Genomic DNA, 13,114 nt, shown 5'->3' on the forward strand with positions numbered 1-13,114 from the left:
TTCATGTCCCTTTGGCTCTCGACCTGGCTTATGGAACAGAAATATGACCCCCACACAGGCAAACTGACGGTACAGTCCCTATCGCAGATACAAAAAAGGCCGCTCAATGAGCGGCCTTTTTCATAACGGGATCAGCAATCAGCTTTCGCGACGCTTGCCACCGAATTTGCGATCTTTGTTGAAGCCACCTTCACGGCGCTCCCCGCTCTTGTTGAACGGACGGTCACCCTGGGGACGGCGATCCTTGTTGAAAGGACGGTCGCCACGGAACGGACGATCACCACGGGGCGGACGGCTGCTGGTGTTGCCACCGGCCGGCACTTCGGTGTAGCGGGTGATTTGCAGCGGACGCTGGCAAACACGGGCTTTCTTGATCACTTCCAGTACATCGGCGGTCATGCCTTTCGGCAGATCGACGGTGGAGAAGTCATCAGCGATGTCGATGTTGCCGATGAAGCGGCTCTCGATGTTCGCTTCGTTGGCGATGGCGCCTACGATCTGGCCCGGCTTGACGCCGTGATGGGCACCCACGTCTACGCGGTAACGCTCCATCTCCACATCCGGGTTGTCTTTCAGCGGACGCGGCTCCAGGGACGGCATGCGACGGGCAGGACGATCACCACGGTCACCGAAGTCACGACCACCACGGTCGTTGAAGTCACGGCGCTCGAAGCCACCACGATCGTTGCTGTTGTTGAACAGCGGATCCGGGATGGAGTCATCCAGCAGCAGCGGTTGGTCGCCCTGTACCAGCTTGGCCAGTGCGGCAGCCAGCTCCAGCGGATCGGCAGAATCTTCTTCGATCAGCTCGTTTACCAGGTTGTGGTAGATCTCGAGCTCTTCACCCATCATGGTTTCGCGGATGCGCTCTTTGAACTTGGCCAGACGATGCTGGTTGATGTCCTCAGTGCTTGGCATCTTCATCGGCTCGATGGCCTGACGGGTTGCGTGCTCGATGGCGCGCAGCATACGACGCTCGCGGGGAGCGACGAACAGGATGGCCTCGCCCTTGCGACCGGCACGACCGGTACGGCCGATACGGTGAACGTAGGATTCGGTGTCGTACGGAATGTCGTAGTTCACTACGTGAGTGATGCGCTCAACGTCCAGACCACGGGCGACAACGTCGGTGGCGATCAGGATATCCAGCTGGCCCTGACGCAGCTTGTCGACGGTACGCTCACGCAGTTTCTGCGGGATGTCGCCGTGCAGCGCTTCACAGGCGTGACCACGGGCGGCCAGCTTGCCAGCCAGCTCTTCAGCAGCGTTCTTGGTACGTACGAATACCAGCAGTGCTTCGTAGGATTCCACTTCCAGCAGACGGGTCATGGCGTCCAGCTTGTGCAGACCGGTTACCTGCCAGTAGCGCTGGCGAATAGTGGTAGCGGTAGCAGTCTTGGAGGCGATCTTGATCTCTTTGGGCTGCTTCAGGTGCTTCTGGGCCACGCGACGGATCTGCTCCGGCATGGTGGCAGAGAACAGGGCAACCTGACGAGTGCTCGGGCACTGCTCCATGATCCAGTCCACGTCGTCGATGAAGCCCATACGCAGCATTTCATCAGCTTCGTCCAGTACCAGGGCTTTCAGGCCGGAGAGGTCCAGGTTCTTGCGACGGATCAGATCCATCACGCGGCCCGGAGTACCGACGACAACCTGGGCACCGCGACGCAGGGCGCGGGTCTGGGTTTCGTAGGAGGCACCGCCGTAGATGGGCAGTACGTGGAAATCAGGCATGTGGTGGGCGTAGCGTTGGCACGCTTCAGCCACTTGCAGCGCCAGTTCGCGGGTAGGTGCCAGCACCAGGATCTGGGTGTTGCGGTTACCAGCTTCCAGACGAGACAACAGAGGCAAGGCAAAAGCAGCGGTCTTCCCTGTACCGGTTTGCGCCTGCCCCAGCAGATCGTGTCCCGCCATCAGGTGGGGAATTGCTGCGGCCTGGATCGGTGACGGGCGCTCATAGCCCACGTCCTGCAGCGCTTTCAATACAGGCGCGGCCAGTCCAAGCTCACTAAAAAGGGGCAGTTGTTCGGTATCAGACATAGATTCTTCCAGATTAAGGCAGGCGGCTAACACCGCGGAATAGCAAAAAGGCGGCGATTATAGCGCCACTTTGTTCTGCTGTCTTGAAAAATGTGATAAGCCTCTCAAGACGTTGGCAATTATAGAGGGATCTGGCGAGTATGGCTTGCTTATTTTGCACTCATAGTGCGTTATTGCAGATCACTCCTCGCTGGAGTCCTTGCCCCGCTTGTGTTTGAGCACCGCCATGGTCAGTCGGCTGGTGCATAATAAACGCTCACGTTCGTCCCGAATTTCAATCTGCCACACCTGGGTTGTTGCTCCCAGATGGAGCGGCGTGCAACGCCCGGTCACCACCCCTTCCCGTTTGGCTCGCAGATGGTTGGCATTCACCTCCAGCCCCACACAGTAGCTATCTGGCCCGACAGCCATATTGGCGGCAATCGATCCCAAGGTTTCCACCAGCACCACAGATGCGCCGCCATGCAGCATGCCCAGGGGCTGGTGAGTGCGATGATCCACCGGCATGGTCGCTTCAAGCCAATCGGTGCCAAAAGCCGTGTAGACGATATCGAGATGGGCCATCAGGGTGTTGCGAGAGGTGGCGTTGAGCCCCTCCAGACTCATGGGTTTACGCCAGATGGGCGCAATATCGTGACTCATTGCGAGCAGACTCCTTATGTAAACGATGAATGCGTACCGATATGGGTGAAACGCCCTCCATCTGCAAAATGGTTCGGTTATATGAGTTGTTGGTTACCCGGCGCTGCGTGTTACACAATCATGCCCTTAAGCGGGATATCACCAAGGGTAGGTAACGCCGGGCCACTCGGACCAAGGCACTTCTCGCCCCGGCAGACGAGGTTCTGGCCACTGCCACACCCTGGCGAGCCAGTCGCGCAGCTGAATCTCCAACTCCTCATCCGTGATAGGCGCCTCGGCCACCTTCCAGAAGAAGAGCTCCACCGCTACCTCTGGCAACACCGAGGGGTAGAGATAAACCCCACCCCAAAATTGCGGCTCCCGATCCGGACTCCAGAGGCCATAGGCGAACGAGCGCTTGGCCAGAAACTCCGACTGCTGCCACTCCAGATCTCCTTCGTGCTGGCTCAGGCTGAAGTTAGCGGAGGGCCAGATATCGTTCGGGCGAAACAGCTGATGGAGCTGCTCGCGCTCGCGCAACATGGCGACAAACTCCACCACCGCCTGAGCGGGAGTGGCGGGTAACAGCAAGAAACGTGGGTGCCGATAGGCCTTCGGCACCCGAAACCGCTTGGGAAACGTCAGCATCAAAGCAGCTCCAGCAGGGCTTGCAATGGATGTTTGAGCTTTTCCCCCTCCATCCGCTTGACCTGACTGCGGCACGAATAGCCAGTTGCCAGACAGCGCGCTTTGGGTAGACGGGCAAGCGGGTCGGCCCAGCTCAACCCATAGATGCCCTTGGAGTTCTCCACCTGTTTGACGTCGTGACCATAGGTGCCCGCCATACCGCAGCAACCCACAGAGACCGGCTGCAAACTGGCCCCGAAGCGGTCAAACAGGGTGCTCCAGTCACCGTGAGTGGAGGGCTTGGCGGTCTTCTCGGTGCAGTGGGCAAAGAGATACCAGGGCTCGCTCCCCTCCTCGCTCTTGGTCTTGTCGGTTCGAGCAGGCAACTGATCTACCGGCAGCGAGAGCAGCCACTCCTGCGGCAACAACACCTGAAAATCGCCGCGAGCCGACCCCAACGCCTTGGCATACTCGTCGCGATAGCAGAGCACCATGGCCGGATCCACCCCCACCATGGGAATGCCAAGCGCCGCCACCTTGTTGAGGAACTGGGCGCTGTTGGCCGCTGTACGGGCAAAGGCGCGCAGGAACCCCTTGATATGCTGGGGTTTACCGTTCGGTTTAAAAGGCAGCAGGTAGGGCTGGAAGCCGAGTTTGCTGGCGAGTTTCACCAGGTCGCGCACCACGGGGGCATCGTAATAACTGGTGAAGGGATCCTGCACGATGAGCACTACCTGCTTGCGCTGCTCGGCGCTCATCCGCTCCAGACCCGGCAGATCAAAATAGCGGGCGCGGTTATCGTGCAGGCTCTCGGCCAGGGTCGGCACCGAGAGCAGCGGCACATCTACCATGCCGATGCTCTTCTCGGTCGCCTTCTGGGCCCACTCTTTTTCGAGGAAGAAGTTGACCAGCTTCGGCGCCTTGGCAAGCAACGGCGCATAGCTCTCCACCGTGCCGACGAAGTAATCCTTCGGCGCGCGCAGGTAGCGGCCATGATAAAGCTGCATAAAGCGGGCGCGAAAATCGGGCACATCCACCTTGATTGGGCACTGGCTGGTGCACGCCTTGCAGGCAAGGCAGCCCGCCATCGCCTCCATCACCTCGTGGGAGAAATCATACTCGCCGCGCTGTTTGGCCCAGCTGTTGCGCACCTTGTCCACCAGCTGTTTGAAGCGCACGCCACCGGATTGCAGTGCCACCTCTTCCGCCAGCGGATCGAACCCCTGCTCCGCCAGCTGACGCAACCATTCGCGCATCAGTCCCGCCCGCCCCTTGGGGGAGTGGCGGCGATCACGGCTGATCTTGACCGAGGGGCACATGGGGGAGTCGGTCTCGAAGGTGAAGCAGAGACCATTGCCGTTGCAATCCATGGCGCGGGTGTAGCTGGTGCGCACCGCGAGCGGGATCTGGCGCTCATACTTGCCGCGCTTGGGGCCATCCACCGACACCAGCTCGGCGCCGCTACCGTAGGGGATACAGATCTTGCCCGGGTTGATACGGTTGGTCGGGTCGAACGCCCCCTTGACCCGCTGCAGCTCTTCCCACAGCTCTCCAAAGAAAGCGGGGCTGTATTCGGAGCGAAAGCCCTTGCCATGCTCGCCCCACATCAGACCGCCATATTTGGCGGTGAGCGCTACCACCTGATCGGAGATGCGGCGCAGCAGCACCTCCTGCTCGGGATCGCACAAATCCAGCGCCGGGCGCACGTGCAGCACCCCTGCATCGACGTGACCAAACATGCCGTAGTCAAGGCCGTGGGCATCGAGCAGAGCACGAAACTCCATGATGAAATCGGCCAGCGACTCTGGCGGCACGGCGGTATCTTCGGTGAAGGCCACCGGCTTCTTGCGCCCTTCGGCGTTGCCGAGCAGCCCCACCGACTTCTTGCGCATGGCGTAGATGGTCTCGATACTCGGCAGGTGGTCACACACCTGATAGCCGATGATCCCGGCTTCACCGTTGGCCAGCAGCGCGTCGATACGGCGGCAGAGCTCCGCCACCTTGGCCTTGTGTTCTGCCTCGTCGGTATCGGCAAACTCGACGATGTTGAGCCCCTGCAGATCCTTGCCGGGCACATCCTGAATAAGCTCTTTGACCGAATGCCAGATGATGTCGGCGCGGGCCAGCCCGAGCACTCGAGAGTCCACCGTCTCCACCGACAGAGCCTCGGCCTGCACCATAAAGGGGGCGTTGCGCAGAGCCGAAGGAAAGCTGTCGTACTTGACGTTCACGAGCGTACGGTAGCGCGGGATGGGGGTGATATTTAGTTTGGCTTCGGTGATAAAGCCGAGAGACCCTTCAGATCCGCACAGCACCCGGCTGACATCCAGCGTGTCGGTATCGGGTTGATAGAGGTGCTTGAGATCGTAACCGGTCAGAAAGCGGTTGAGCTTGGGGAAGGTCGCCTCGATGTCGGCTCGCCGCTCCTTGCCGATGCGATAGAGAGTGCGATAGATCTCCCCTTCCCGATTCTCCAGCGCCAGCTTGTCGGCAAGCCGTTCGCTACTTAGCGGCTCGGTCGTCATCAGGTCACCATTCTCCAGCACGGCTTTGAGGCCGAGCACGTGATCCGAGGTTTTGCCGTAGACCAGAGACCCCTGCCCCGAGGCGTCGGTGTTGATCATGCCCCCTAAGGTGGCGCGGTTGGAGGTGGAAAGATCCGGCGAGAAGAAGTAGCCGTGGGGCTTGAGATAGGCGTTGAGCTGGTCTTTCACCACCCCGGCCTGGGCGCGCACCCACCCCTCCTCCAGATTAATTTCCATGATCTGGTTCATATAACGGGAGAGATCGACGATAATGCCGCCGCCCAATGACTGACCATTGGTACCGGTACCGCCACCGCGAGGGAAAAAACTCAGGGAGGCGAACGCCGGCTCTGCGGCCAGCTTGAGCATTGCTGCTATGTCGTCCGCACTGCGCGGATAGAGAACCGCCTGAGGTACTACCTGATAGACGCTGTTATCCGTCGCCATCGCCAACCGGCTTGCATAAGACTTTTCGATATCACCACGAAATGCGCTGCGCTCTAGCAACTCAAGAAACTGCAGGGTTGTGGGTGACAAACTGTCCTGGTAATCGAGTCTCGGGATCATGAATCCTTGTTCCCATCCTTTGCTTGATGCCGGCACGCCGGCGACAACGACTGGCCAGCCGCCTGTCAATGGCAATCAGGCCAGTCCGCTCACATGTGAGCGGGCAGTATATCAGCTAGAAAACCGCTTGCGCTTGGCAATATTCACCATTTGAAAGGAGGACTTTTATGGCTCACCACAGCCATGTTATCAGTACGCTGGTCACCACCGAAAAACAGGCGCTCACCCTGTCGCTGTTCGGTTGTATCACCTTTGCCATCTTCGGCATCGGCTACGGCCTCTTCGTCGGTTCCAACGCCATCATGCTCGATGGTATCTTCACCCTGTTCAGCATGGGCATGACAGGCCTCGGTCTTGTTACCGCCTATCTCGTTACCCGCCCTTCCGATGCGCGCTTCCAGTATGGCTATGCCCACTTCGAGCCCATCACCAACGTCATCAATGGCACCATTATTCTGCTGCTCTGCCTTGGCGCTCTCTATAGCGGCATCACCACCCTGCTGGATGGCGGACGGGAGATCGATCTCGGCCACGCCCTTATCTATGCCGCCGTCTCCACCTTCTTCTGCGCCATCATCTATCGCATCGAAGCCCAGGTCGCCGAGCAGGTAGACTCCGAGCTGGTGCGGGTCGACTCCAAGGAGTGGCTGGTGGATACCCTGCTCAGCGCCACCCTGCTTATCGGTTTCGTGGTCGCCATCGGCCTCGATACCATCGGCTACGGCCAATACAACCGCTACATAGACCCGGTGCTGGTCTCGCTGCTGGCCCTCTGCGCCACTCTCATTCCCATCAAGGTGCTCGGTCGCAACCTGCGGGAAGTGTTGAAGATCGCCCCCAAGGGGGATGTGCCACGGCAAGTCGAGCAGGAGATCGAGGCGCTGCGCCAGCGCCACGGCATCGAGTGCTACAGCCATCTGGCCAAAAGCGGTCGCCGCTTCGATCTGGAATTGAACATTCTGGTGGCGCCGGGTCAAGAGTGGCCTGTCGAACGTCAGGATGCCTTGCGCCAGGAGCTCTGGTCTCGCCTCGGCGATACCCTGGGAGATGCCTGGCTCTCGGTCTGTTTTACCCGCGAAAAGCGCTGGTTGTAACTACCGCACGGGGGAGCGCGGCTCGGCCGTCTCCCCCTGTCGCATCACAACCCCATCACGCCCCACTGACGCTGCTCTTGCCAAATTGGCGCCAGCCGCTATTATCAGGGCTCATTTTTCACCCGAGGTTTTATTGCCCATCATGGACAATCCCCGAAGTTGCCCTTCGTCTCTCTCTGTCAAAGCCTATCTTTTTCTGCTTAATCAGCGCCTCTGAATAACACCTTTGCCTTGCTGTTACTGCGGCCATCGCGCGCCGTGATCACTCTCTGCTCTGTCTGTTTTTATTGAGGTCATACAATGGAATTGCTGCTGGATCCCCATATCTGGATCGGTCTGTTTACCCTGATCATTCTGGAAATCGTGCTGGGGATCGACAACCTGGTCTTTATCGCCATTCTGGTGAAAAAACTGCCCCCCGCCCAGCGGGACAAGGCCCGCGTCATCGGCCTGTCGCTGGCCCTGCTGATGCGACTAGGACTTCTGAGCGTCATGTCATGGCTGGTCACCCTGACCACCCCGATTCTGCACCTGTGGGATCACCCCTTCTCCGGTCGGGACCTGATCCTGATGGGAGGCGGCCTGTTCCTGCTGTTCAAGGCCACCTCCGAGCTGCATGAACGGCTGGAAGCCAAACCCCAGGATGACGGCCCGGTCGGCGCCTACGCCAGCTTCGGCGTGGTGATCGCCCAAATTCTGGTGCTCGATGCGGTCTTCTCGCTCGACTCCATCATCACCGCCGTCGGCATGGTGGAACACCTTGGCGTCATGATGGCCGCCGTGACCATCGCCATGGTGGTGATGGTGCTCGCCTCCAAGCCGCTGACCCGCTTCGTCAACGCCCACCCCACCGTGGTGGTGCTCTGTCTGAGCTTCCTGCTGATGATCGGCTTCAGCCTGGTGGCGGAAGGCTTCGGTTTCCACATTCCGAAGGGCTACCTCTACGCGGCCATCGGCTTCTCGGTGCTGATCGAGTTTTTCAACCAGCTGGCCCAGCGCAGCGCCATGCGTCACGAATCCAAACAGCCCCTGCGCGAGCGCACCACCGCCGCCATCTTCAAATTGATGGGCAGCAAGGCCTATCAAGACAGACCGGATGACGATCTGGATGCCGCACCTGCCGAGCCGCTCAGCTTTGGCGAGGAGGAGCGCTATATGGTGACCGGCGTGCTGTCGCTGGCCGAGCGCTCCATTCGCACCATCATGACCCCACGCTCGGAGATGGCCTGGATCGATATCAACGACTCCAGCGACGAGATCCGCGCCCTGTTGCAGCGCGAGCCCCACAGCCTGTTCCCTATCTGTGACGGGGATCTGGACGAGGTGATCGGAGTGGTCAAGGCGCGCGACCTGCTGTTTGCCTTGAACGAAGGGCAATCCTTGAGCGAACTGGCCAAGCAGAACGATCCCATTATCGTGCCGCAGACAATCAACGTGATCCGTCTGCTGGCGGAGCTGCGCAAAGCCAAGGGAAGCCTTATTCTGGTCTCCGACGAGTTTGGCGTGATCCAGGGGCTGGTCACCACCCACGATCTGCTGGAGGCCATCGTCGGCGAGTTGCCGGACGAGGACGAAACCCCGGATATCGTGCGCGATGGCGAAGGGTGGCTGATCAACGGCAGCACCAACATCCACCATGTGGAGCAGGTGCTGGAGCATGAGGGCCTGGTGAGCGAGAGCGATGAATACGTGACCCTGGCGGGCATGCTGCTCTCCCACTTCGGCACCCTGCCCACCCCGGGTCAGCAGTTGCAACTGCAGCAGCTCAACTTCGAGGTGATCGAGGTCAGCGAGCGGCGTATCGAGCGGGTGAAAGTGATGCCCGCCACGGCTTGAGCCTGCCACCAGCAGAATACAGAAGAGGGCCAGACGGCCCTCTTTTTTATGCTTCAACTTTTATGCCTCAACGCCTCTTTCCCGACGGTTTGCACTGATTGCTGCATCAAGCACAATTCTCTTGTGCAATTACCCCCCCTTTTTCACAACAAGATGGCGGCATAAAGTGGCCTCACTTCCACCATGAGGAACTCAAGATGAGCCACGATCACCTGTTCTGCCCGCTGCGCCTCGGCCAGCTGCACCTTGCCAACCGCATCGTCATGCCCCCCATGACCCGCTCCCGTGCCAGTCAGCCGGGTGATGTGGCCAACGCCATGATGGCGAGCTACTACGCCCAGCGCGCCGAGGCGGGCCTGATCATCAGCGAAGGCACCCAAATCGACCCCATGGGCAAGGGCTATGCCTGGACGCCGGGCATCTACAGCGCCGAGCAGATCGCTGGCTGGAAGCTTGTGACCGATGCCGTGCACGCCAAGGGGGGCACCATCTTCGCCCAGCTCTGGCACGTGGGCCGAGTCACCCATCCGGACAACATCGGCGGCGCCCAGCCCATCTCCGCTTCAGCCCTGCCCGCAGTGGGCGTCAAGGTGTTCGTCGATAATGGCAGCGATGCGCCGGGCTTTGTCGAGACCGTCACTCCGCGCGCCATGACCCAGGCCGATATCGATGCGGTGGTGGGCCAGTTCCGTCAGGCGGCCCGCAACGCCATCAGCGCCGGTTTTGACGGCATCGAGCTGCACGCAGCCAACGGTTATCTGATCAACCAGTTCCTCGACTCCGAATCCAACGCCCGCACCGACAGTTATGGCGGATCGCTGGAAAACCGGCTGCGCTTTCTCAAAGAGGTGACCGAGGCGGTCAGTAGCGAAATCGGGGCCGAACGTGTCGGGGTGCGTCTTGCGCCACTCACCACCCTCAACGGCACAGTCGATGCCAATCCGCAGGAGACCTATCTGGCGGCCGCTCGTCTGCTGGGCCAGCTCAACGTGGTCTACCTGCACATTGCCGAGGCGGACTGGGACGATGCCCCCCTGATGCCGGAGAACTTCAAGCAGGGTCTGCGGGATGCCTTCCCCAACACCCTGATCTATGCCGGCAAATATGATGGCGAGCGGGCTCGCGCCGCCCTCGAAGCCGGCTGGGCCGACATGATTGGCTTTGGCCGCCCCTTCGTCGCCAACCCGGATCTGCCGAACCGTCTGCGTCACGGCTATCCGCTGGCCCCCCACGATCCGGCCACCCTGTTTGGCGGTGGCGAGAAGGGGTTGACCGACTACCCCGTCTATCAGGCCGATGACGCATAAAACCGGCCCTTGCTTACCAATGGCCAGCAGACCACGTTAAGCAGGCCCCACAGGTTGGGGCCTGCCGTATTGTTGCGCATTAGCAACAGTGATATGACTGCCCGAATCACTGTTGCAATGATCTCGTTGTTCTCTCCCCTCGCTTTCACAAGGAGTCATCATGGATCACACCCAAGCCTGGTGCTGGCATGCCCCCGGTGAACCGACCCAGCTTACCCTCGCCGATCTGCCCCTGGCACCGCTCGCCCCTGACGAGGTACTGTTAGCCAACCGGGTCATCGCCTTCAACCCAGTGGACTGGAAGCTGATCGAGTATGGCCACTCCAACTGGCAGGATGGTCAAGTGCCCGGCGTCGATGGCATGGGCACTATCGTGGCCCTCGGCGCCAACGTCAGCCATCTGCGTCTCGGCACCCGGGTCGCCTATCACACCGACCTGCGCCACCACGGCAGCTTTGCCCGCCACACTAGAGTACCGGCCCGCGCCCTGCTGCCGGTGCCCGATGCCCTGAGTGACGAGGCGGCCGCCGCCCTGCCCTGTCCTGGCCTCACCGCCTGGCAGGCGCTGGCCAAGCTGCCGTGCCTGCACGGGGAAGCACTGCTCATCACAGGTGCCGGCAGCAGCGTCGGCCGCTTTGCGGTACAGCTCGCCCTTAAACAAGGAGCGCGAGTCTTTGCCAGCGCCAGCCCACGCCACCATCACTGGCTCAAACAAATCGGTGTGCAGGGCGTAGCCGATTATCGGGATCCCGACTGGCTGGCCACCTTGCAGACTGCCAACGGCAACGAACCGTTCGAGGGGATCATCGATCTGGTCTCCAGCCAACAGGCCGAGAGCCTGCTGCCCGCCCTTGGTTACTACGGTCATATGGTGACTGTGCTCGGGCGCATCCCGCACAATCCGCTGCCCGCCTTTAGCCATTGCCACTCCTTGCACGAGATTGCGCTGGGTGCCCAGCACGCCTTTGGCTCGGACAAACAGTGGAGCCGACTGGTCGCCGCCGGTGTCGCCATGATGGCGCAGATGGCGAGCGGCGAACTGACCCTGCCGCCGCTGGTGGTCGGCGACTTTGAGGCACTGCCTACCCTGCTCGAGCGCTTCAAGCGCGAAGGACAGGGCGAGAAGTTTCTGGTGCGAGTGGCGTAATACAGCCCTCCTCCTGCAACCACACCAGCCTTTGAAATAAGAGAGGCCCGCCAGTGATGGCGGGCCTCTCTTTATATCTACTGCATCTCATCTCGACTTCATTGGCGCCTGACTCAATGCAGGATCACCCCGTGAGTCGCGGCATAACTGCGGATCTCCCGGGTCAGCCGCGCCTTGTCGGCCAAGCTCAGCCAGCTCGCCTCCACCGCATTGAGCGAGAGGCGGCAGAGCTGACTCATGGTAGCGCCGAGGCCATCGGCCAACGCCACAAAGTTGGCATTCATATAGCCGCCAAAGTAGGCGGGATCGTCCGAGTTGATGGTGACGCAGAGCCCCTGCTCCAGCAGCCGCAACACATTGTGCTGGGCCATATTGCCGAACACCTTGAGCCGGGTGTTGGAGAGGGGGCATACGGTGAGCGGCAAGCGGGTATCCGCCAGATAGCGCAGCAGCTCGGGATCGTCGGCCGAGCGCACCCCGTGATCGATACGCCGCACCTGCAGCTCGTTGATCGCCTGCCAGATGTAGTCGGCAGGCCCCTCTTCACCGGCGTGAGCCACCGCCGGCAGCCCCAGCTCGCGGCATTTGGCAAAAATCCGGGCAAACTTGGTTGGCGGATTACCCTTCTCCCCCGAGTCAAGGCCGATGCCGTGAATGCGTGACAGGAAGGGCATAGCCTCTTCCAACGTCGCAAAGGCATCCTCTTCGCTCAGGTGGCGCAAGAAGCTCATGATCAGCCGCCAGCTGATGCCAAACTCCTTCTCCCCGCTCTGCAGCGCCCGCTCGATGCCGCCCAGCACAGTGGCAAAGGGGATACCGCGAGCGGTGTGAGTCTGCGGGTCGAAGAAGATCTCCACATGCACCACCTTGTCGGCGGCGCAACGCTCAAGATAGGCCCAGGTGAGGTCGAAGAAGTCCTGCTCGGTCACCAGCACGCTGGCGCCGTGATAGTAGAGATCGAGAAAGGATTGCAGGCAGTCAAAGTCATAGGCGGCGCGCACACTGGCCACGTCGGGCCAGGGCAGTGGCACATTGTTGCGTTTGCCAAGCTCGAACATCAGCTCGGGTTCGAGGCTGCCCTCGATATGCAGGTGCAGCTCCAGTTTCGGCAGTCCGGCGATAAATTGCGCGGCGGTGAGGTGTTCGGTTGTGACTGGCTTGGGAATCGGGGTGTCCATAGCGACGGCTCCATCAGCAAAGTGATCCGGCGTCAGCCCCTCCACCAGACTGACCCGACGACAGCTTTATTGTGCACCGAAGTGGCGAGACAGGGGAGACTTGTCATCAAACAGACTTATAATGGCGTCACAAAAATCATAAATGATTGAACATCTTAACGATTGGCGGCTC

At 60.5% G+C, this 13,114-nt stretch carries 9 protein-coding genes; 4 read left to right on the forward strand and 5 right to left on the reverse strand.

Annotation, left to right across the window (positions count from 1 at the left end; translation table 11 throughout):
* Positions 1 to 138: 138 nt before the first annotated feature.
* The 4 genes from AB5Y82_RS13965 to AB5Y82_RS13980 all read right to left on the reverse strand — a co-directional run bounded on the left by AB5Y82_RS13965 (position 139) and on the right by AB5Y82_RS13980 (position 6,380).
* A complete protein-coding gene (locus AB5Y82_RS13965; RefSeq protein ID WP_047438936.1) occupies positions 139 to 2,040 on the reverse strand; it encodes a DEAD/DEAH box helicase in 1,902 nt (633 codons plus the stop codon).
* Positions 2,041 to 2,220: 180 nt separating this feature from the next.
* Positions 2,221 to 2,682, reverse strand: a complete 462-nt coding sequence (locus AB5Y82_RS13970) for a hotdog fold thioesterase (RefSeq protein WP_368174129.1) — start codon at positions 2,680 to 2,682, stop codon at positions 2,221 to 2,223.
* A gap of 138 nt (positions 2,683 to 2,820) precedes the next feature.
* A complete protein-coding gene (locus tag AB5Y82_RS13975; RefSeq protein ID WP_058058504.1) occupies positions 2,821 to 3,309 on the reverse strand; it encodes a hypothetical protein in 489 nt (162 codons plus the stop codon).
* A complete protein-coding gene (locus AB5Y82_RS13980; protein WP_368174130.1) occupies positions 3,309 to 6,380 on the reverse strand; it encodes an FAD-binding and (Fe-S)-binding domain-containing protein in 3,072 nt (1,023 codons plus the stop codon). The genes AB5Y82_RS13975 and AB5Y82_RS13980 overlap by 1 nt, the downstream gene beginning before the upstream one ends.
* Before the next feature lie 167 nt (positions 6,381 to 6,547).
* On the opposite strand from AB5Y82_RS13980, the gene AB5Y82_RS13985 reads away from it, so the two are divergent.
* The 4 genes from AB5Y82_RS13985 to AB5Y82_RS14000 all read left to right on the forward strand — a co-directional run bounded on the left by AB5Y82_RS13985 (position 6,548) and on the right by AB5Y82_RS14000 (position 11,764).
* The gene (locus AB5Y82_RS13985) at positions 6,548 to 7,474 is read left to right on the forward strand and encodes a cation diffusion facilitator family transporter (protein ID WP_368174131.1); all 927 of its coding nucleotides are present in this window, start codon (positions 6,548 to 6,550) and stop codon (positions 7,472 to 7,474) included.
* A gap of 300 nt (positions 7,475 to 7,774) precedes the next feature.
* Positions 7,775 to 9,310, forward strand: a complete 1,536-nt coding sequence (locus AB5Y82_RS13990) for a TerC family protein (RefSeq protein ID WP_128815694.1) — start codon at positions 7,775 to 7,777, stop codon at positions 9,308 to 9,310.
* Between the two features lie 197 nt (positions 9,311 to 9,507).
* On the forward strand, positions 9,508 to 10,617 hold the full coding sequence (locus AB5Y82_RS13995; RefSeq protein WP_368174132.1) for an alkene reductase: 1,110 nt from the start codon (positions 9,508 to 9,510) through the stop codon (positions 10,615 to 10,617).
* Positions 10,618 to 10,777: 160 nt separating this feature from the next.
* Positions 10,778 to 11,764 carry a zinc-binding dehydrogenase gene (locus AB5Y82_RS14000; RefSeq protein ID WP_368174133.1) on the forward strand — a complete coding sequence of 329 codons (987 nt, stop codon included), beginning with the start codon at positions 10,778 to 10,780 and terminating at the stop codon, positions 11,762 to 11,764.
* A 113-nt stretch (positions 11,765 to 11,877) separates the two neighbouring features.
* Here AB5Y82_RS14000 and AB5Y82_RS14005 read toward each other — a convergent pair whose 3' ends face one another.
* A complete protein-coding gene (locus AB5Y82_RS14005) occupies positions 11,878 to 12,942 on the reverse strand; it encodes an adenosine deaminase (RefSeq protein ID WP_368174134.1) in 1,065 nt (354 codons plus the stop codon).
* Positions 12,943 to 13,114 lie beyond the last annotated feature (172 nt).

The organism is Aeromonas sp. s13, assembly GCF_040907905.1.
Taxonomy (GTDB): domain Bacteria; phylum Pseudomonadota; class Gammaproteobacteria; order Enterobacterales; family Aeromonadaceae; genus Aeromonas; species Aeromonas veronii.